Origin of the sequence: Allolucifera butyrica (genome assembly GCF_900476375.1) — a bacterium.
Lineage (GTDB): Bacteria > Bacillota > Negativicutes > Sporomusales > UPPP01 > Lucifera > Lucifera butyrica.
The window spans coordinates 125,018-145,682 of sequence record NZ_UPPP01000133.1 but is presented as its reverse complement, the minus strand read 5'-3'; the positions used below and the strand labels follow the sequence as shown (position 1 = coordinate 145,682).

Sequence of the window (20,665 nt, the reverse complement as noted above, 5' to 3'; positions counted from 1 at the left end):
ACGGTAGGCTCATTTATTAATAAGGGGAGGAGAAAATATGCCTTCTGATACGGATGCTTGGGCCAGGAAGGTTACGTCACCCGACCAAATACCGGCGGTGTTCCGGGAGTTTGTCCCGGCGTTAGAACCCTTTCCCCATATTGTATATTCTCCTCCGGACAGCTGGGGTTCTTACCGGACCAATGCGAAACTAACCTGCTTAACAGACGGCGCGATTTATTTTCTGGAGAAGACGAAAACCGGTGTGACCCAAGTTCGTTTCGCCTTAGAAGACATTGACTGTATCGAACAGGGGGTCGTTCTCCTGTATTCCTGGATTGCGGTCCGGGGAACTTGTGACGGACGGACGGCCGGTTTTAAAGTGGAATACAATACGGTCATGGATCTGCTCTTTAACACGATTGTGCAGAGTGTCCGGCAAAAGCTGGTCCGGCCCGGCCATGCCGACTATCAGGAGGAAATGAAGAAACTAAACTATTTGGTTTCGATTGACTTTAAGTATATGAACTATTCCCGGTTTGCCCTGCTGCCGGGACAAAGTATGCTCCAGACGGTCTATCAGCCGGCAATCGGCAAGAAGGTTATGATCTTTTTTTACAAAAGACTGACCAGTGCCCATTTACTCATGCTGACGGATACGGAACTGATTCTGATTCAGGATGAAGAGGCGGATGCGAAAAAATTCTTTTTCAAGGGCCAAAGCAGCCAGTATGGTGGAATCTGGCAGTATATCCCGCTGCACAGGCTTCATTCCTTGGCGGTTGAGCCGGACCCGGCTACGGGATTATTAGTTTGGAGCGTCACCGTGCAAGCGGGTAAGCTTCAACTGTTGTTTTCCCCGGAACAGCAAACCGCCTTGGAACGGTTTAATGCGGCAGTCCGGGCGGCAAAGGGTGACTGATATGGAAACAAGCCACAAGCAGAATCAAACCGGAACGGACATGGTCCAAGCGTTGGCGGAACTGGCCGGCATACTGAGAAACCTCCGGGTGCCGGCGCCTTTATTGCGGGGAATCATGGAACAGATTAACCGTCTGGGCCGGGATACGTTCAATCTGGCCGTTTTAGGCCAGTACAAGCGGGGGAAAACCACCCTGGTCAATGCCCTGCTGGGACAAGAAGTTTTACCTTCGGCCGTTGTTCCCCTGACATCCATCATTACCGTCCTTGGCTACGGCGAAGTTCCAGCCGGACGGGCCATTTATATTGACGGGCGGGAAGAAGAAATCGACCTTGGCAATCTTTCGCCATACATTACTGAAGCCGGCAACCCGGGCAACGAAAAACAGATTAAACAGGTAGAAATCATGGTTCCGTCACCCCTGCTACAACAGGGAATTCAATTGATCGACACACCGGGAATCGGTTCTGTATACCAGAATAATAGCGATACAACGCATGAATTTTTGTCACAAGTAGACGCCGGCATCTTTATTTTATCGGTCGAGCCGCCAATCAGCCAGGAGGAATGCCGGTTTTTGCAAACGATCCGGCAGCATGTGCGAAAGATGTTTTTTGTCTTCAACAAAATGGATCTGGCCGATGAAGCAGAACGAAAGCAATCCATAGAATTTTCTCGAACCATAATCGAACGGGAAACCGGTTTTGAGGTTGAAACGGTATATCTCCTTTCGGCGAAACAGGCGTTAATGGGGACGATTCACCAGGATGAACGTCTGATAACAGCCAGCCGGTTTCCGGAGTTTCAACAGGCGTTGGCAACCTTCGTCAGGACGGAGCGGCAGCGGACTCTGCTGGATGCGGCAGCTTTTCGCGCTAAGCAGGCGGTTCGGGAAGCAGTATTAAAAGTTGATTTAGAAAATTCGGTGCTGGATATGCCGGTAAAAGAAGTAACCAGTCAGTTGGCGGCCCTGCAGGAGCATTTTGTCGCCATCCAGAGAGAAAAGCTGGATTTGGCCTATTTGCTGAAGGGAGAATTGGAGCGGTTTAACGACCGGTTACTTATGGAGATGAAGGATTTTGAAAGCGCCACAACCCAAACAACCCGGCAGCAACTGCAGAAATTTTGGCAAGAAAGAAATAACAGGGAACTGAAGCAATTGCTGCCGGAAACCCGGCAGGTTCTTTCCCGCCTGATTTTGCAGCAATTTGACCAGGTCCGGCAATCCCAGGAACAGAAAGTGGAAGCTTGGTTGGCGGCAACCATCAGCCGGTTTGAACAGAAAAACAATGCCTTACTGCAGCAGATTAAGGAACTGGCCGCCAGTTTGTTTGCGGTTCCCTGTCAAACCATTGCCAGCCATACTACGCTAAGTCCGAAAAGCAGCCTGTACTTTTTGCCGCAAATTCCTAATACGTTACTTTTCAGTTTAGGTGACTGGAAATACCGCTTTCTGCCCCGTTCCTTGGCCGGTAAGATCTTTTTGAATTCCTGCCTGGATGAAATTCACGAACTTGTCAGTATGAACTGCGGACGTCTGCGGTATGATTTAAGCAGCCGGGCCGCGGACAGCATCCGGACGTTTAAGCGGGAACTGGACAATTGTTTGGAGGAAGCCATGCAGGATGTTTTGGCAACCATTCAGGCCGGGATGGAAATAAAAAATCAGGGGGAAGAACGGATACTGGAAAGACGCCGGGAATTAGCCGGCTTACGAACCCGATTGACGGGGCTGGAACCGCAGTTTTGATTATTTTGATTGACGGCGTTCAAACCTTCCTGGTATAATAAGTTTAAAATTTGAGCTTGGGGCGATGGAGTTCGCCTTAAAACGTCATTGACGATAATGACTCCTGTAGGCGTTTTTGTTATGCCTACACGGGTCATTTTGTTTTTATTTATGGCGATGGAGTTCGCCTTAAAATCCGCACAGGCGGTAATGACTCCTACCACGTAAGTGGTAGGAGTCTGTTTTTATTTAGGGGGGTGATAAATAACCTTCATTTGGTTCGGGGCGTTGGAGTTCGCCATAAAGTCCGTATCCACGGTAATGACTCCTACTGATGGCAGATAGCATTGGCAGGAGTCTATTATTTTGGCAAAACATGAAACTAAGAAAGGATGAATTACATGGTTCATTCACTTGCGGAAGCAATGCTGTTGCAAATTTTTCAATTGTTTTCTGTTTTGTTCCTTTCGCCGTTAATTAAGGGAGTTCTGAATCGCTGGAAGGAATTTGTTCAGGGGAAAAAGGGTCCGAGTATTTTTCAGGTTTACTGGGACTTATGGAAGCTATTTCACAAGGAGAGGGTGAGACCCGAATCAGCAGGGTGGATCTATTGCGCAGCTCCCTGTGTGTATTTTGCCGCTCCTTTAATTGTAACCATGCTGATTCCGGTATTGACCGCATTTCCGCTCTATATGGCCTTTGCGGGGGATATGCTGGCAGGCGGCTTTATTCTGGGCCTCGGCGGTTTTTTTCTGCTGCTGGGAGCGACTGCCGGCGGCAGCCCGTACGCCGGGGTGGGTGCAACCCGGGCCCGCTTTGTATCGATGAATGTCGAGCCCGTTTTATTGCTTATCCTTCTTTGTGTCAGTTATACCGCTCATTCTACCATTCCCTATGTAGTCAATCAGGTTATGGCCGGAATGTTTTTTTCCCCGGTTCATATTTTGCTTATAGCGGCCTTTTTTATGGTATTTCTGGCTGAAACCGGACGAATCCCTATAGACAATCCCTCTTCTCATCATGAATTTTCCATGATTGGTGCGAACCGGCTTTATGACTATAGCGGACCGGACCTTGCCCTGATTGAATGGGGCGGGGCCATGAAATATTTCGTACTGGGAGTTATTTTGATGAATGTCATTTTCGGACCCTGGGGTCTGGCGGCGGCAGGAAATTGGGTGGCTGTCGCCGGGGCGGAGCTTAGCCTGTTTTTAAAATTTTTAGTGTTAAACGCTTGCGTTGTGTGGATTGAATCCTCCATGGGAAAACTGCGTTTGCTGCGGATCAGTGAATATCTTGGCGCGGCGGGAGGAATCGCCCTGTTCGCTATTATTTTACAAATCGTGGCCACAGCCTAAAGATGGGGAGGTAAAAATATGGAATTATTTTCTCTCTGGATGGTAGTCATGCTGATTTTATTTACCATTTGGATCGGCATGGTCCGAGAAACCAGACTGGCCCTGACCGGATATGTTTTGCAGATGGGGTGTGTGCTGGCTCTCTATTTCGCGAAGATTTATTTCTCGGCCGATGCGGCGGCCTGGTCCGGCTGGTTTGCCATGGCGGCAATCCGGTTCATTGCGATTCCGGTCCTGATTCGCGCCATTCTTAGCAAGGACTGGTGGAATGACCGGAACATGAGAGAACGCTTCAGTGCCCAGTTCGCCGTATTAGTTTATGTTTTCTTAGCAGTTCTTGGCTTGGTAATAGGAAATTATGTATTTCAAAGCACTCTAGTCGGCGGGGCCCTCGGATTGTTGCTGCTGGGCATTAGCATAGCCATGCTGAAATACGACCCCAGTAAACAGCTTTTCGGCCTTTTATCGGCGGATACCGCAGCGGATCTTTTACTAATTGAAGCGTTAGACCGAATCACCGTATTTCCCGAAACAGCGATTTATCTGGCCGTATTGTGGGCGGCACTGTCTATAACCATCCTGGTAAATCTTATAGGATGGCGCATCAAAGAACATTCGATTTATAAATTAACCAGCTTAAAGGGGTGAGAAGATGCTGACCGGATTCTTCTTCGTAATTCCGGCTATCGCGTTTGGTCTGATGTTTTTACCGTGGCAGCGGACCCGGGAATGGGTTGCTGTAGCGGCTGCCGTATTGGTAATGCTTCTTTGGGTGGGCTCCATTGTATTTCCCGGATTTACTGCGGCCGGATTTTATGCCGGAGCAGGCGGTCTGGACCGGCTGAGTCTTGTTATCACCGGTATTGTGGCTGTCGTGGGCTTAACGGCGATTTTGTATTCGACCGGTTACCTGAATTTTTCTGCTGACCGCTACGCCCTTTCCAATCAACGGCATTCTCAATATTTTAAACTGTTGATGCTGTTTTATGCCACCATGTTGTGGGTTCCTTTGGTTCATAATGTAATCTGGTTATGGGTATTGATCGAAGCGACGTCTCTTGCGGCCGTGTTTCTGGTAGATTTTGAGAGCAACCGGCAAACGGTGGAAGCAACCTGGAAATACATTGTGATGATGGAAGTGGGTGGGGCTGCCTCCCTGTTGGGAACCTTGATTTTTATCGTAGGTGCGGGACCGCACCTTACCTGGGAGCTTTTATTAAATAACGGGGCCGCCATGCCCGTGTTATGGCGGAAGCTGGGATTTACGCTAATTGTCGTCGGGTACGGGATCAAGGCCGGCCTGGTTCCGCTGCATACCTGGCTGCCGGATGCCCACAGCCAGGCCCCGTCCCCCATCAGTGCCATGATGTCCGGAATTAAAATTAATGTAGCCTTATATGGCATATTACGATTCTATGATGTTATGGCCGCGGCGGGGCAACAGGAATTTGCGGCGCTCTTATTGCGCAGTGTCGGACTCCTGACCGTAATTGTAGCGGTGGCCATGACGGGAGTACAACGGGACTATAAACGGCTTTTTGCTTATTCCAGCACGGAAAATATGGGCTTAATCCTTTTGGGCTATACTTTAGGGCCGCTTGGCGTTTATGGCGCATTGCTGCAAATGATTAACCACGCCGTAATCAAACCCGGTCTGTTTTATTTATCGGGAAATCTGATTATTAATCATGCGACAACAGAAATCAAAAAGGTACGGGGTGTTTTTTATTCTTTGAAATGGTCCGGGATTATATTGATTCTTTTGATGCTGGCAATTGCCGGAGCTCCCCCGTTCGGCCTATTTATCAGTGAACTCTTGATCTTGCTGGGTGCTTTCAACGGTGGATTTACCTGGCTGGGCATCACCCTGGTGATTTTTTTGGCCATCCTGTTTGCCAACTTCCTGCGCTATGCGCTGAATATGGTATTTGGACGTCCGTCGGCAAATCCCGGCAATGGTGCAACCGTTCAGGAAAACTGGCGGACTGTAGTACCGCCGCTGGTGCATTTGCTTGTTTCTCTGACTATGGGGACGATTTTGCCGGTATTCTTGCAGCAAATGCTGTATTTCGGCAAGTAGAGGAGGCGATGGAAAATGAGCGCAATGATTCCATACCAGGAACTTTCTCCGGTAGAATTTCAAGAGAATCTTGCCCGGAAGGGAAGCAGCGGTCAATATGAGTTGTTTCATTACACAGTTCTAAAAGAGAGTCCAGGTGCTTGGAGTATCCTGGCTGTTATCGGAGAGCCAAAGCAGGGGACCTGTGAATGGCTGAAAACCATCATTCCCGGCGGCGGCCGAATTGATTCCCTGGCTGCCGTATGGCCGGCACTGCTTTGGCCGGAGCGGGAAATTCACGACCAAACGGATGGTATTATCGAAAATCACCCTGACTTACGTCCGCTGTTATATCCGGAACGGGTGGAGCTTCGCGGTGTTGCCCATGGGTCCGGCACCTTTCATTTGCCGCTTGGTCCGGTTCGCAGCGATGTAACGGAATCTCTGTTATTTTTGTTTGATATTTTGGGAGAACAGATTATGTTTCTGGAAAGCCAGCTTTTTTATAAACACCGGCAGGTAGAGGTTCTGGGCAGGGGAAAGAAGCCGGGGTACGGGGTATTGCTGGCGGAGCGGGTGGCCGGGACATCCACCGTGGCTCACGCGGTCGCTTTTACCCGGGCCATCGAACAGGCCCTGGGCCGTCCGGCCACAATACGGCAGGAGCAGGAACGGGTGCTGCTCGGCGAAATGGAACGTCTGTACAATCATGCCGGTGATCTTGCCCAATTGGCAGGCGCTACGGGAATGACCGTCGGGCAGGCTCAATTTGCCAGGATTAAAGAGGAACTGCTGCGGCTGAATGCCGATTTATGCGGATCCCGGTATTTACGGAGCACTGTCCGCATTCATGGAGATTCCGGCGTAAATTGGACGCAGCAGGGAGGTTCTCTGCTAACTAAGCTGCAAGACATTGCCCGGCGGTTTGAACAATTTACGTCCCTGTTAAAAATGACGCCGACTTTTGTCGACCGGCTGAAAGGCACCGGAATCATAAAAAAAGAATGGGCCCGGGCTTTTGATTTAGTGGGACCCGTGGCAAGAGGCAACAGAATTGGGCGTGATGTCCGGCTCAATTACCGGCACAAGGGTTCTGAGTGGGGCAACTGGTCGATTGCCGTGAATCGCCAGGGAACGGGGGATGCCTTTAGCCGGTTTGGAGTTCGGGTGGAAGAATGGACCCAATCGTTGCACCTCATTCAGTTTTTGCTTTCCCTTTTGGAGGAACCGGAGTGGGGGCGGGAAAGCGGAGCAGGGACTCCCTGCCCGAGTCCGACGGGATGGGGGCACGGCTTGGCCGAATCTCCCCGTGGAAGGACCAGCCATATTGTTAATATAGACAGGGAAGGAAACATTGCTTTCTGGAATATACGCTCGGCTTCCGGCAGCAATTGGCCGGTTTTTGGGCTGGCAACGGCCAATGAAAATATTCAGACCGATTTTCCGATTATTGAAGCCAGCTTTGCACTGAGCGTGGCCAGTTGCGACCGATAGAAAGGGAGGCGGAAAGTTATGTGGGCAAAATGGTTGCGAAGCGGTATCGCCAGCGGTAGGTCCACCGTGTCCTACCCGGCAGGAAAGAATATTTCCGGGGAACATGCCGGCTGGCAGCGGATTCCGGTCAGTACCGGGCCGTGTGGTGAGTGCCGGACTTGCCGGGACGTGTGCCCTGCCGGAGCGATTCAGGAGAAAACGGCAGAAACAGGAACCATAAACATCAACTCTGACAATTGCATTGGCTGTGGTGTCTGTATGGAAGTCTGCCCGCAAGGGGTGCTGAGCCCCGGCCGGTTGGACCGGGCCGACCGTACTGATATTGGCAACGCCAAGGCGCCGGTGGAGGAAATCCTGCGCGAAAAGACAGCGGTCAAAGGGCTCCTGCCCCTATTTAACCGGTCATTGCATGTGCGCCACATTGATACGGGGTCTTGCAATGCTTGCGAGTCGGAAATCGCGGCGTTGTCTAACCCGTACTACAACTTTCACCGGTTGGGAATCTTTTTTACCGCATCCCCCAGGCATGCGGATGTTCTACTGGTAACCGGAGCCGTTACCCTGCCGATGCGGCCGGTTTTACTGGAAGCCTATGAGGCCATGCCACGGCCGCGTATTGTAATCGCAACCGGCGTCTGCGCCTTAAGCGGCGGTCTTTTTAAAAACAGCGAACGGTTTGCCGGTCCGGTCACGGATTTTTTGCCGGTAGATGTAAAAATACCGGGGTGTCCCCCGAATCCCTATGCGCTGCTTAACGGGCTTTTGACAGCGGTTAAGCAAAATGGAAGGGCGGTGTGATCCGTGAATGGGTTATTCTGGTTTACAACGGCAGGCTTTTTTACAATCGGGTTGGTGTGGGCAATCGTCAGAAAAAATAATTTAGTGATGGGTTGGTCGTTTCTTGCCGTATTTTGTCTTCTCGATGTGTTTTTGGGGATCAACCGGCTGGTAGCCGGTAACGGTCTGGCATTAGGCGCCTGGGGGCAGATCTGGCCCACCGGGCTGTGGTTATGGAAGCTGGACCAGCTGAGCGCCTTTTTTCTCACCTTGCTGGGAACCATCGGGTTTTTAACGGCGCTTTACAGTGTGGGGGCAAAACGCGGCAATGAAGCGCTTTATGGGACCGGTACGTGGGCTTTTGTATCGGTTGCCGCCCAATATTTTTTCACCAACTTATTGCTTACGGCGCAAAATGCAATTCCGCTGCTGATTGCCTGGGAAGGAATGTCTATCACTGCTTTCTGCTATGTTTTGACCAACAATTTAAAGCGGCATGTCCGAATGGCGGCGTATCTTACCATTGTAGCCGGTGAAATTGGCTTTCTGGCGCTCGTGATTGCTATTTTATTGCTGGGAAGAACCGGTTTATCGCTGGAATTTACCAGTATAGCCCGGGCATTTCAGCTTTCCGGTCCGGCGATGCAAATGACCGTGGTAATTCTGACCCTTATAGGGTTTGGCGTAAAGAGCGGTTTTTTGCCGGTGCAATTCTGGCTGCCCCGTGCCTACAGCGTGGTGCCGGGAAATCTGGGCGCTTTGCTGGCCGGCAGCCTGGTCAATCTCGGAATCTACGGTATATTGCGCGCTTATTTTGACTGGTTCCGGACAATACCGGACGGAATTGCCCTGGCTTTACTCCTAATCGGCAGTACCGGCTTTTTTCTGGGAGCCTTATATGCCGCCACCTTGCGCAATTTGAGACGGGTTTTGGGCTATAGCAGCATCGAGAATATCAGTTTCATGCTGTTGGATATCGGCCTGATTAGTATCTTTACCAATCATGGTCAAAACTCTTTTGCCGGACTGGCTTTTCTGGCATTGCTGGTGCTTATCGTTTCTCACGGCCTGGCCAAAGCGCTGGCTTTTCTGGCTATGGGAGAAATTGAAAAGGCCATGGGAACTACGAATTTGAATTCTCTGGGAGGACTCTACCGGCAAATGCCGGTCATTGCCGTCACCTTTCTTGTTGCCTGCCTTTCACTGGCCGCCGTTGCTCCCTTCAGTGGCTTTACCGCAGAATGGCTGGGATTGCAAAGCCTGTTTCAGACCTATCATGGTCTAACGGTGGGTGGCAAAATGGTTTCTGTCTTCGCAATTATTATGGTGGCAATGGGGTCTGCTCTGGCATTTACCGCCTTTTTACGGGTTTATCTGTATATCTTTACGGGGCGTAGCCGTTTGGGTGCCAGGAATAAAGCGGAAAATGACGGAAAAATCAAGTTTCCCTTAACCGTAAAATTATCGCTGTTTGGCTTGGCGGGTTTCTGTGCCTTGGTTGGCTTTTTTCCCACCTTCTTGGTTGCTTGTCTAGCCCCAATCACGGATAGTTATTTCCCCAAATTGCATGTGGTTGGCCAAATTGTACCGGCTGTTTTTCACACCGGTTCCCCGGGGGACTTGTTGCCAAAGCTTGGCGGCAGACTGTTTAACTGGCTGCCTGTGCCGGGGGTTGTGCTTCAACCGGCGGCGGACGGAGCGGCCAGCATTGCTCCTACCTACATTCTTCTTTGGTTTATTGTGTTTGCGGTTCTGGCCCGGCTGGTAGCAACCGGAACGCGCCGCCCCTATGCCATGAGAAGCGTGAAGCCATGGCTGGGAGGGAATACGTATTACGGTCCTTACAGTCAGTATTCAGCAACTGCCTATAGTAACACCTACCGGATGCTGTTCAGCGGGTTCACCAATTTTCAGGTTCGACGCCGGCTGCAAAAAGGCGAGGGGAAAATACCGGTAACCCTGGAAGTAAAAACAAACATTACTCAAATATTAAGCATGCGCCCCTATGAAAATATACTCCGTTTTATCCGGAGAAAATCCGGAGTTATCGCCGGTATCCAGCATGGCCGCCTTTACGGATATCTGGCCTACATTTTGGTTTTTCTCCTGGTGCTGCTGTTGGCGGCGGTAGCAACCCCGGTTTAGTGGAGCTCATAGCTGGTAGAAATCTATAGTTAAGGAGCAAATCATGCTGTTGATTTTGGGCGAACTGGTATTTAATACTCTTTTTTACACCGTATCGATTTATCCGGCGCTGCTGCTTATGGAGAAGATCGGTAAGAAACGAACCGGAACTGCGGGCGAGCGGATTTTTTTGGCGTTGATTATGGCTGCGGGAACCGCTATAATGCAATTGGTAATACATGCTCTTTTGTTAATTTATAACAGAGGATTTAGGGGAATGTAACGGGGAATAAGTAATTAAGACAGTTAAAAGGGGGAATTTGGGGTGCCGAAAATTGCAAGTCAGGCCAAACGGTTACGGATTTATATCGGGGAAAGTGACCGTTGGAAGCGGCGGGCGCTGTATCACGCAATTGTGGAGAAAGCGAAGGAACTTGATATGGCGGGGGCTACCGTATTTAGAGGTCTCATGGGTTATGGGGCCAATAGCCGCATCCATACGGCTACGCTGGTGGATTTGTCCAGCGATCTGCCGATGCTGGTCGAAATCGTGGACAGTGAGGAATATATCGCCAAATTGTTGCCGTATCTGGATGAAATGTTGCAAGAGGGGATGGTCACCATCGATGATATTGAAGTGATCAAATATGGCAACAAACCGCCGAAACGCTGAAAGATACAGCTGGATGACGTTATAAGTGAGGTGAACGATATGCTGGAAATCGTCGTAGTAGCGATTGGAGGAGGAATTGGCGCAGCAAGCCGGTATCTTGTGTCTACGTGGGCGGCGGCGCGGTTTGGCGCCGAGTTTCCCATGGGAACATTATTGGTCAATGTGGCGGGGTGTTTTATCATCGGGGCATTTATGACCTTAACTACGGAGCGTTTGATTGTAAGTTCCTACTGGCGGTTGCTTGTCACCGTGGGATTTATCGGTGGCCTGACTACATTTTCCTCTTTTAGCTATGAAACATTCCGCCTGTTGGAAGATGCGAATTTATGGATGGCGTTTTATAATGTTGGTTTCAATATAGTGCTTGGCTTTTTTGCGACTTGGGTCGGTATTGGCATTGCCAGGCTGATCTAATGACCGATGAATGAAATGATTGCTTCGGTCTGCGGGATTTGCTATAATTTACCTGGTGAGCCGGAATAGCATAGGCGATGGAGTTCGCCATAACCCCGGGCCAACCGGTAATGACTCCTACTGGTAATTTAAATTGGTACTGGTGGGAGTTTTTTGTTTATTTAAGAGAGGAGCGATAGGATGAAGTATTCGAGCGAAGTAGCGGAAATGTGCGTAGTAGCCAAAGGGCCCAATCACGGACCGGCCCCCATCCCGCAGGAAGGAAAATGGACAAAGGTAAAAGAGATCAAGGATGTAAGCGGTTTAACACATGGGATAGGCTGGTGCGCGCCGCAGCAGGGCGCCTGTAAATTAACCCTGAATGTAAAAGGCGGAATCATTGAGGAAGCGCTGGTGGAAACACTCGGTTGCTCCGGCATGACGCATTCGGCGGCTATGGCGGCCGAGATTCTTCCCGGCAAAACCGTTTTGGAAGCCTTAAATACGGATTTGGTTTGCGACGCGATCAATACGGCCATGCGGGAGCTTTTCCTGCAAATCGCCTATGGCCGGAGCCAAACGGCTTTTTCCGAAAACGGCCTGCCCATCGGCGCCGGTCTGGAGGATTTGGGCAAAGGATTAAGAAGCCAGATTGGAACCATGTATGGTACGCTGGCCAAAGGGCCCCGGTATTTGGAACTGGCCGAGGGCTATGTAACGGAAATTGGATTGGATGAAAACAGTGAGATCATTGGTTACAAGTTTGTTCATCTCGGTAAAATGATGGAAATGATCCACAAGGGAATGGACGCCAACGAAGCCTTGCAAAAAACCGCCGGCAAATATGGACGGTTTGACGAAGCGGCAAAAGTCATAAATCCCAGACACGAATAAGCCGGAGAGGAGAGAAAAAATTATGGTTATGTTTGAAGGCTATGAAAGACGCACGGACGGAATTAACGCCGTACTAAAACAATATGGTATCGGGTCGCTGGAAGAAGCCGGGAAAATTTGCGAGGCAAAGGGAATCGATGTGCATAGCATTGTCCGGGGAATTCAGCCCATTTGTTTTGAAAATGCCTGCTGGGCTTATACGCTGGGAGCAGCGATCGCGATAAAAAAAGGCAAGCGGAAAGCAGCTGAGGTTGCCGAATCCCTGGGCGAAGGCCTGCAGGCTTTCTGTATTCCCGGCTCCGTTGCCGATAGCCGGAAGGTAGGTCTCGGACACGGAAATTTGGCAGCTATGCTGTTGCGGGAAGAAACCAAATGTTTTGCTTTTCTCGCCGGCCATGAATCGTTTGCCGCTGCCGAAGGCGCCATCGGCCTTGTCAGATCGGCCAATAAAGTGCGTAAAGACCCTTTGCGGGTCATTTTAAACGGTTTGGGCAAAGACGCTGCGCAGATTATTTCCCGTGTAAACGGGTTTACCTATGTGCAGACTGAATTTGATTACTATACCGGAACCTTGAATATTGTAAGGGAAATTAAATATTCCGCCGGGGAACGGGCCAACGTGAGATGCTACGGCACCGATGACGTTATGGAAGGCGTGGCGATTATGCACCGGGAAGATGTCGATGTTTCCATTACCGGCAATTCCACCAATCCGACCCGCTTCCAGCATCCGGTGGCGGGAACTTATAAAAAGGAATGCATCGAAAAAGGAAAAACGTATTTTTCCGTTGCCTCCGGCGGCGGTACCGGCAGAACGCTGCATCCGGACAATATGGCGGCCGGACCGGCGTCCTACGGTATGACCGATACTATGGGACGGATGCATTCCGATGCTCAGTTTGCCGGTTCTTCTTCCGTTCCGGCTCACGTGGAAATGATGGGTTTGATCGGCATGGGCAATAACCCTATGGTCGGAGCCAGCGTGGCGGTTGCCGTAGCCGTGGAAGAGGCGAGTAAATAAAAGTTAACTCCAAAATAATCCGCCCCTGCTTGTGAAGGGGCGGATTATTTTACGGTTACCATAAGTTCACTTTTTCAGTGTCCGCAAAAACAAATCCGGGACAGGCCAAACAGTTTTGCCAGGCCGGCGGCAGTTACGCCATAATAAATGACAGGCTTGCCCTGCTGCAATTCCTGGTACGTGTTATTTACCAGGACACTGCCCGTGGTTAGGACAAGGTCTGCCCAGCGGACGTATACGGCATTGACGGCCGCGTTGTCAATCCGTACGCCGCAGCGGATTTGACCGATATTCTCCGGGTTCAGGTCGGTTACGCGCAGTTCGAAGCCGGCATTCTGCAATGCCTGGATAAGACCGGGCTGCAGGCCGATAAAGACAATTTTGGGCCGGCCATAATGCTGCTGAAGGTAGGCGGGCAGTTTCTGAGCGCAAAGGGAGGGCTCCTTATCTTTGCAGTGGATTGTTGCTTCTACCTCATTCAAACTCCGCAGGACGGCGTTCAGGGTTGCGACAAACACGGCCCGGCGGAAATTGGTATCCAGAGGCAACTGCAGCACTTCGCCAAGCGTACCTTCAAAGCGGCCCGGCTGATCGGTAAAGGCTTGCCCGACTCCGCCGCCCCAACGGGCTTCCATCATTACTTCTTTTCCTTTCAGGAGGGGATAGTCGTCCCGGTCCGGTTGGCCGATGGCCTCGGCCGGAGTCAGGTCGCGGGCCGACACAATATGAACTTTTTCATTTTCATTCCATTGATGAGCCGCCGCCAGCCGGCGAAGTTTCAATTGGGCTTCCGCCAAGATTGTCATATTATGAGTCCTCCTTATGTTAAATAATCTATTGGAAAGGCGCACTCAGGATGACGTGATGTCCTTCCCGGTGCGCCTTTCGATTTAGTTAGTGACTGCCGCAGTTATGGCCGTGCTCGTGGTCATGGTCGCAGGAGTTGCCGGTATTGACCAGTTCACCGCGCAGATAAAGGGTAACCAGATTTTCCGGCGTATCCGAGGGGGCCCCGCACAAGACGGTTACGCCGCGTTGTTGTAAAATGGCCTGGGCCGCTTCGCCCATACCGCCGACTAAAATGTCGGTACAGCCCTGATCGGCTACCCATTTAGGGATGACGCCGGGCGCATGGGGCGGCGGGGTTAGCGTCTTGTGTTCAGTGATTTTGCCGTCAGTTACCGTAATGAAGGCGAATTGTTCACAGTGGCCAAAGTGGGAACAGAGTTTTCCACCGGCTAAGGGAATGGCAATTTTCATGGAATCAGCGCCTTTCTGTTTAGTCGGAAGCTGTTGCAGCATTGTGTCGACAATATGCTGCATTTCTTCTTTGGTATGGTTGGTTAAGCTGCTTATAGCCTGACCGGCATCACCGGCGGTTACGACCCCGGGGTCAATGGGTAGCCGGCCCAAAAAGGGAATATGCCACTCCGAGGCAGTTTTTTCCCCGCCGCCGCTTTTGAAGATGGCATGCAGGCTGCCGCAGTCGGGACAGACAAAGCCGCTCATGTTTTCGATGAGACCTAACACGGGTAGATTGACTTTTTGGCAGAATTGGATGGATTTACGTACATCCGCCAGAGCGATTTCCTGCGGGGTGGTGACGATGACAGCCTGGCAGCCGGGGATCGTTTGAGCTACCGTCAACGGTTCATCTCCCGTGCCGGGCGGGCTGTCAATGATTAGAAAATCAAGGGGACCCCAGTTTACGTCCGCCAGGAACTGACGAATAATGCCGATTTTTACCGGACCGCGCCAGATCAGCGGCTCGTCGGGCTGATCCAGCAAGCCCTGAATGGACATTACTTTCAAGTTGTCCGTATATTGATAAGGCTGAAGGCGGTCACCGATCACATTCAGTTTCAGGCCTGTAAGTCCTAACAGCCCGGCGATGCTGGGGCCGTGCACATCCACGTCCAGCAGGCCAACCTGGTAGCCCTGATTGCTTAAAAATACGGCTAAATTTGTGGCGACCGTACTTTTGCCGACACCGCCTTTGCCGCTCATAACCACGATTTTGTGGCCGACGTTTTGTAAAAACTGGCTGATTTTCTGGCTTTGATCTTCAAACTCATGGTCCGTTGTGTTACAGGACATTTTGGAATCCATCTCCTTTAATTTAGTATCTGTTATTATTTCTTTACTTTTTTATTCATCATCCCGGCTGACCGCAGGCGATTGGCAGGCCGGGCAGGATAAATCCCGGCAACGTTGTCCGTTGCCGCGCGGCAGTGACCATTTGTAGCCGCAGCTTTGGCAGCTAAAATCCCGGAGGCCGGTTTGGCAGCGGTGGGCAACGCGGAAATTGCCGCCGTCTACCCGCAGTGCCTGGCCCTGCCATAACGCGGTCGCTATTTTTTGATGGGCCGCATTGACAATCCGGTGAAAGGTGGGACGGGAGATTTCCATGCGTTCGGCGGCTGCCGCCTGGTCCAGTTGTTCCATATCCGCCAGACGGATGGCTTCCATTTCTTCAACGGTTAAGATAACTTCTTCTATGCTGCGCAAAGGAATGCCTGCGGGTTTGTAATGGGTAACCGGCGGCAGTTGTTCAACGCGGCGTTCTTTATGCGGACGAACCATAATACTCCTTTCAAAATTATGAACTATATTTCAAAATCAATATATACCATTCAAATGGGAATGTCAATAAATTGATTTTTTCAACATGACATGCAATAATTGCAACACCCGGGAATAGTATACCGTAGGTAATACCTGAATTCAACGCAAAAAGTACGGGAGGAAAGCAGCATGAATGAAATTCAATCACCAGGGGATTCTGTGACTGGCGGTGATTCCATATTTCATCAGGTCATTGAGAAAGAAAAAACAGGCTGGCAACGCCTCCTATTGATCTTTTGGGCCTTGTTAGGCCCGGGTTTGCTTGCCACGCTGGCTAACAACGATGCCGGTGGAGTCATTTCTTACGCCGTAACCGGAGCTCAGTTTGGCGTTGGATTATTTGTTCCCCTGGTAATTTGCCTTGTTCCTCTGTCATTTACCATTCAAGAGATGAGCATGCGCCTTAGTGCGGTAACGCAAGAAGGATTTTCCCGGCTTGCTCTCAGACATTATGGGCGGTTCTGGGGATACTATCACATTTCGACCCTTGCTTTTGAAAATCTATTGACACTCATTACAGAATTCATTGGAATGACGGCGGGGTTAATCTTATTAGGTGTTCCCTTATGGCTTAGCACCCTAGTTTGTCTGAGCCTGGTAGTGGCTTTCGTCCTCTTAACGGGGTACTGGACGAAAGAGCGGGTTGCATTATTTATTGGCGCGCTGAATGTTGTTTTTCTAGTGGTAGCAGCGATGACGCATCCCAGTATGGCGGAGATCGGTCATGCCTTTGTCGCCTGGAATGTTCCGGAAGCCAGTCGGGACAGTATGACCTGGTACGTGATCGCCACCATTGGGAACGCCGTTGCGCCCTGGATGGTTTTTTTTCAAGGGAGCGGTACAGTTGATAAAGGGGTTACGTCACAAGACCTTCGTTTAAGCCGGATCGACACTGCATTAGGCTGCATCATGCAAGTTATCATCGCAGCAGGTATCATTATCTGCGGTGCAGCATTATTTGGCCAAGTTCAAGATATCAGTAACGCGGGGCCGGCCGAATTTATTACTTCCATTGACCGGATTATAGGACGGTGGCCTGCGATTCTCTTTGGAATCGGCCTATTCAATGCCGGTTTTCTGGCTGCTATTACGGTTTCTTTATCTTCTTCCTGGAGTATTGCCGAATTATTTGGCTGGTCCAAAAGTCTTAATGATAAACTGGCCGAAGCCCCTAAATTTTATGCAATCTATATTGGCAGTTTAGTTCTTGCCGCCCTTGCCATTTTGATCCCCAATCTACCATTAAACTTCATCGCGGTGGTAACCCAAGTAATTGGCGGCATTTTGATGACACCCCTCTTAATCTTCATGGTCTTGATGACAAGTAATAAGGAACTGATGGGAGAGTACAGAACTGCATTTTGGGGTAGAGTATGGAGCTGGGCAATGGTTGCTTTGCTCGCCGGTTTGACGGTAGCCACGTTTTGGAATACATTTTCCGGCTAATTGAAATATCTGGTGCATGAGATTAAGAGGAACGATTACATTAAATTGAGAAAAAGAACTATTCTTCTTTAATAAAACTTTTGACATAATAAAACGATAATCGACAGTAACTAGCTTTTTGCGATATGTTACTTGAGGATTTTTTGTTAGGAAGGGGGTTCAAAAGATGAATGGGTCGAGATTAAAAGGGATACGGAGCAAAAAGGGCCGGACCCGATTCCTCATTAATACTATAATGCTATTAGCGAGGCAGTGGCGCGTCTTACCGATACTGCTTCAAAATCATAACTAGAAGGAATCAATGGATAAATAACATGACTTTTATGACCTGCAAAAGAAGCGGGTCTTTTTTTATTTATTGATTTAAATAGACTGGCACATATTTACAAGGATGGAGAATATCTTATTAAGACTCTAAGCTAAAGCGAAAGAAGGCATAATTGGTGAACAAAGAGCAAGAATTTGTTAACCCGAAAGCCTTTCAAACGGGGATAGACCCCAAAATTCACAAAAAGGGCCTTAGAGACAGGGTTGAAGTATTTTTATATAATAATCTTGCTGCCATGGTATCGCCGCATCCCGAGGTATTATTAACCCCTTCTGTTAGAGCAGCTCTTATAGCGGATATAAACTGGCTGCCCGGAGGGTATGGATTTCCGCCGGATCTTCAGCAAATCTTGAATGCATTTATTTTAACGAATATCAATCAAGTCAGCGTTAGCTCGTTAACGGAGAATCCTTTGATTATTGAACAAATGACTACCCAAACAACAAGTTAGATTTCCTGTATAAGCTAAAAAGCATTATCGGCCGCTTTTTCAAATCGTACTAGTAATCCAATCCCAATCATACAAATATTCCAGAATAGAATGGCAGGCTGGCTATTACGGGTTGATTCGGGATAACTTTTAAAAACTTGAACCATTGCAAAAAAAATAGAGAGAGAACGAGCTATAATGACAATTATAGCGTAAATAAGGCATATGTTAAATTCATGTAAAAATCAAGTGAAAAAACATATATTCTTGACCGAATAGGGTTGATTTTCCGACAACACAGTGCTAATATAAGGATGCGCAAAAATTAATATTCCGTTAGGTGAGGTTCCTGCATAAACATAGGCCACTGCCCGGAAACGTCGAGAGACGCCAATGGGTAGAGCAGGTATGATCGAAATAAGGTCTTACTTAAGGTGGCTGAGTAATGAGTTTATACTCTACGTTGTGCAGTGCTAAAACTTGAACGACTGGAAAGGTTATAGTCTATTTCTATTTGTCTTTAAGACCTTCCAGTGGAGGGTCTTTTTTAATTAGAAGGGGGTGGTAAGAATGGATTGTGATGGTAATGGCCCGTGTATTAACAGTATAGTTTTACAAAAAACATCTTTTATTTTAACTTCATTCTTACCAGAAGGAGGGGAATTCCATGTCCGTCTTTGCAACCAATATTTCAAAACACCGCTTTGGTATAATCGATATACTTCTAATGGCATTCATTTTTGTTTTGCTTTACGCCGTGCTGCACTTAGGAGCCAGCATGAGCGTCCCCTTTTCGCCTAAAGACCAAATTGATATTTCGCTTGATCCGGCATTGCTTCCATATTATGCCGGGCGGTCTTTACTGCGAATGTTCATCGCCTTTGGCGCATCCTTGCTTTTTACACTGGTCTATGGTTATATTGCCGCTAAAAGCAAAGCTGCGGAAAAAGTCTTAGTTCCCCTGCTTGACATCCTCCAGTCGGTACCTGTTCTCGGCTTTCTTTCCGCTACCATTACCGCTTTCATGGCTCTTTTACCCGGTAGTCTTATGGGAGTAGAACTGGCCTCGATTTTTGCCATATTTACCGGTCAAGCCTGGAATATGACTTTTAGTTTTTATCACTCCCTTATAATTGTTCCCAAAGATTTGGAGGAAGCGGCTGCCGTCTTACGCCTCAACTGGTGGCAAAAGTTTATTCACTTAGAATTGCCTTTTTCGGTTATTGGCCTTGTCTGGAACAGCATGATGTCTTTCGGGGGAGGATGGTTTTTTCTCGCCGCCAGTGAAGCGATCAGTGTTTTAGGCCAAAACATCCGCCTGCCGGGTGTAGGATCTTATCTGGCGCTTGCCGTAGAGGCCGGAGATATGCGGGCCATCTTTTACTCGATTTTGACAATGGTATTGATGATTATCCTGGTTGACCAATTCTTCTGGCGTCCGCTGGTTGTATGGAGCCAAAAATTCAAAATGGAGTTATCCGAAGCGGCTGATTTGCCATCTTCCTTCGTTTATAATATCCTGCAGCGGTCTATAGTTATAAATTTTTTTAGAGCGTACCTTTTAAATCCGCTCGCCCGCTCGTTTGGTTCTTTGTTCGACCGGTTTGCCGGATTATCGGAAACTGCAGTGATCGGCGTAAAAAAAGTTTCTAATGTATCGCTGTTAACGGTGCTATTTAAAATCGGCTGTTGGATATTATTTCTCAGTTGGATTAGCGGACCGGCGCAGGAAGCATTTAACTTAATCGCAGGAATGCAAAAAGCGCAATTACTCAATGTATTCCAACTGGGGTTTTACACCCTGGGGCGGGTATTAATTTGCATTTGCCTTGGCGCGCTATGGACCATTCCCGTTGGAGTACGCATCGGATTAAGCCCAAGACTGTCCAAAATCCTGCAGCCGATTGTACAGATTGCCGCTTCTTTTCCCGCCAATATGCTGTTTCCCTTTATCACCATACTATTTCTGAAATATCAGGTTAACTTTGAATGGGGTTCCATATCTTTGATGATGCTTGGGACTCAGTGGTATATTCTGTTTAACGTGATTGCCGGAGCGATGGCTATCCCCAACGATCTTTTAGAAGCGGCCGCTATTTATAAATTGACGGGCTGGCAGAAATGGAAATTCCTTATATTTCCCAGCATTTTTCCGTATCTGATCACAGGGGCGATTACTGCTTCGGGTGGCGCCTGGAACGCCAGTATTGTTTCCGAAATTGTAAGCTGGCATGAAACACAGCTTACGGCTACCGGTCTGGGAGCGTATATCAGCCAGGTTACGGCACAGGGCGACTGGGCCGGAATTATCTGGGGCATTACCGTGATGTGCGTGTTTGTCGTAGTGATAAACAGGCTGGTTTGGCGGCGGCTTTATCAATTGGCGGAAGTCAAATATCATTTGGATTGAGAG

At 49.2% G+C, this 20,665-nt stretch carries 19 protein-coding genes and 5 riboswitches; of the genes, 16 read left to right on the top strand and 3 right to left on the bottom strand.

Features of this window, described 5'->3' with window-relative positions; genetic code table 11:
- Positions 1 to 37: 37 nt before the first annotated feature.
- The 13 genes from LUCIF_RS25010 to LUCIF_RS24950 all read left to right on the top strand — a co-directional run bounded on the left by LUCIF_RS25010 (position 38) and on the right by LUCIF_RS24950 (position 13,423).
- Complete coding sequence (locus LUCIF_RS25010) at positions 38 to 901, top strand: hypothetical protein (protein ID WP_122630595.1); 864 nt, start codon at positions 38 to 40, stop codon at positions 899 to 901.
- A gap of 1 nt (position 902) precedes the next feature.
- Complete coding sequence (locus LUCIF_RS25005) at positions 903 to 2,651, top strand: dynamin family protein (RefSeq protein ID WP_165866166.1); 1,749 nt, start codon at positions 903 to 905, stop codon at positions 2,649 to 2,651.
- A gap of 51 nt (positions 2,652 to 2,702) precedes the next feature.
- Positions 2,703 to 2,764: riboswitch (Fluoride riboswitch) on the top strand.
- A 30-nt stretch (positions 2,765 to 2,794) separates the two neighbouring features.
- Positions 2,795 to 2,857: riboswitch (Fluoride riboswitch) on the top strand.
- A 48-nt stretch (positions 2,858 to 2,905) separates the two neighbouring features.
- Positions 2,906 to 2,968, top strand: a riboswitch (Fluoride riboswitch).
- A 63-nt stretch (positions 2,969 to 3,031) separates the two neighbouring features.
- A complete protein-coding gene (locus LUCIF_RS25000) occupies positions 3,032 to 3,988 on the top strand; it encodes a respiratory chain complex I subunit 1 family protein (RefSeq protein ID WP_165866165.1) in 957 nt (318 codons plus the stop codon).
- 18 nt (positions 3,989 to 4,006) lie between these two features.
- Positions 4,007 to 4,636, top strand: coding sequence for a hypothetical protein (locus LUCIF_RS24995; RefSeq protein WP_122630590.1), 630 nt, complete (start codon positions 4,007 to 4,009; stop codon positions 4,634 to 4,636).
- A gap of 4 nt (positions 4,637 to 4,640) precedes the next feature.
- Complete coding sequence (locus LUCIF_RS24990) at positions 4,641 to 6,068, top strand: proton-conducting transporter transmembrane domain-containing protein (protein ID WP_122630588.1); 1,428 nt, start codon at positions 4,641 to 4,643, stop codon at positions 6,066 to 6,068.
- A 15-nt stretch (positions 6,069 to 6,083) separates the two neighbouring features.
- Entirely contained in the window at positions 6,084 to 7,541 is a 1,458-nt protein-coding gene (locus LUCIF_RS24985) for a hydrogenase large subunit (RefSeq protein ID WP_122630587.1), read from the top strand.
- 18 nt (positions 7,542 to 7,559) lie between these two features.
- Positions 7,560 to 8,339, top strand: coding sequence for an NADH-quinone oxidoreductase subunit B family protein (locus tag LUCIF_RS24980; RefSeq protein WP_122630585.1), 780 nt, complete (start codon positions 7,560 to 7,562; stop codon positions 8,337 to 8,339).
- 3 nt (positions 8,340 to 8,342) lie between these two features.
- Entirely contained in the window at positions 8,343 to 10,463 is a 2,121-nt protein-coding gene (locus LUCIF_RS24975; RefSeq protein WP_122630583.1) for a proton-conducting transporter transmembrane domain-containing protein, read from the top strand.
- 43 nt (positions 10,464 to 10,506) lie between these two features.
- The gene (locus LUCIF_RS24970; protein WP_122630581.1) at positions 10,507 to 10,725 is read left to right on the top strand and encodes a hypothetical protein; all 219 of its coding nucleotides are present in this window, start codon (positions 10,507 to 10,509) and stop codon (positions 10,723 to 10,725) included.
- Between the two features lie 42 nt (positions 10,726 to 10,767).
- Positions 10,768 to 11,115: a DUF190 domain-containing protein gene (locus LUCIF_RS24965; protein ID WP_122630580.1), complete on the top strand. Its 348-nt coding sequence runs from the start codon at positions 10,768 to 10,770 to the stop codon at positions 11,113 to 11,115.
- Positions 11,116 to 11,154: 39 nt separating this feature from the next.
- Positions 11,155 to 11,529, top strand: a complete 375-nt coding sequence (gene crcB, locus LUCIF_RS24960; protein ID WP_122630578.1) for a fluoride efflux transporter CrcB — start codon at positions 11,155 to 11,157, stop codon at positions 11,527 to 11,529.
- Positions 11,530 to 11,593: 64 nt separating this feature from the next.
- Positions 11,594 to 11,656, top strand: a riboswitch (Fluoride riboswitch).
- A 53-nt stretch (positions 11,657 to 11,709) separates the two neighbouring features.
- Positions 11,710 to 12,402, top strand: a complete 693-nt coding sequence (locus LUCIF_RS24955; protein ID WP_122630576.1) for an iron-sulfur cluster assembly scaffold protein — start codon at positions 11,710 to 11,712, stop codon at positions 12,400 to 12,402.
- Between the two features lie 22 nt (positions 12,403 to 12,424).
- Positions 12,425 to 13,423 (top strand): GGGtGRT protein, encoded by a 999-nt coding sequence (locus LUCIF_RS24950; RefSeq protein WP_122630574.1) that lies wholly within the window; start codon positions 12,425 to 12,427, stop codon positions 13,421 to 13,423.
- Positions 13,424 to 13,497: 74 nt separating this feature from the next.
- Here LUCIF_RS24950 and LUCIF_RS24945 read toward each other — a convergent pair whose 3' ends face one another.
- From LUCIF_RS24945 to LUCIF_RS24935, 3 genes are all read right to left on the bottom strand, one after another.
- Complete coding sequence (locus LUCIF_RS24945; RefSeq protein WP_122630573.1) at positions 13,498 to 14,229, bottom strand: Rossmann-like domain-containing protein; 732 nt, start codon at positions 14,227 to 14,229, stop codon at positions 13,498 to 13,500.
- Between the two features lie 88 nt (positions 14,230 to 14,317).
- On the bottom strand, positions 14,318 to 15,520 hold the full coding sequence (locus LUCIF_RS24940) for an iron-sulfur cluster carrier protein MrpORP (protein ID WP_122630571.1): 1,203 nt from the start codon (positions 15,518 to 15,520) through the stop codon (positions 14,318 to 14,320).
- Positions 15,521 to 15,571: 51 nt separating this feature from the next.
- The gene (locus LUCIF_RS24935; protein ID WP_122630569.1) at positions 15,572 to 16,006 is read right to left on the bottom strand and encodes a DUF134 domain-containing protein; all 435 of its coding nucleotides are present in this window, start codon (positions 16,004 to 16,006) and stop codon (positions 15,572 to 15,574) included.
- 171 nt (positions 16,007 to 16,177) lie between these two features.
- On the opposite strand from LUCIF_RS24935, the gene LUCIF_RS24930 reads away from it, so the two are divergent.
- From LUCIF_RS24930 to LUCIF_RS24920, 3 genes are all read left to right on the top strand, one after another.
- Positions 16,178 to 17,494, top strand: a complete 1,317-nt coding sequence (locus LUCIF_RS24930) for an NRAMP family divalent metal transporter (RefSeq protein ID WP_122630567.1) — start codon at positions 16,178 to 16,180, stop codon at positions 17,492 to 17,494.
- A gap of 443 nt (positions 17,495 to 17,937) precedes the next feature.
- The gene (locus tag LUCIF_RS24925) at positions 17,938 to 18,273 is read left to right on the top strand and encodes a hypothetical protein (RefSeq protein ID WP_122630566.1); all 336 of its coding nucleotides are present in this window, start codon (positions 17,938 to 17,940) and stop codon (positions 18,271 to 18,273) included.
- Positions 18,274 to 18,577: 304 nt separating this feature from the next.
- Positions 18,578 to 18,752: riboswitch (M-box (ykoK) riboswitch) on the top strand.
- 167 nt (positions 18,753 to 18,919) lie between these two features.
- Positions 18,920 to 20,662: an ABC transporter permease gene (locus LUCIF_RS24920; RefSeq protein ID WP_122630565.1), complete on the top strand. Its 1,743-nt coding sequence runs from the start codon at positions 18,920 to 18,922 to the stop codon at positions 20,660 to 20,662.
- Positions 20,663 to 20,665 lie beyond the last annotated feature (3 nt).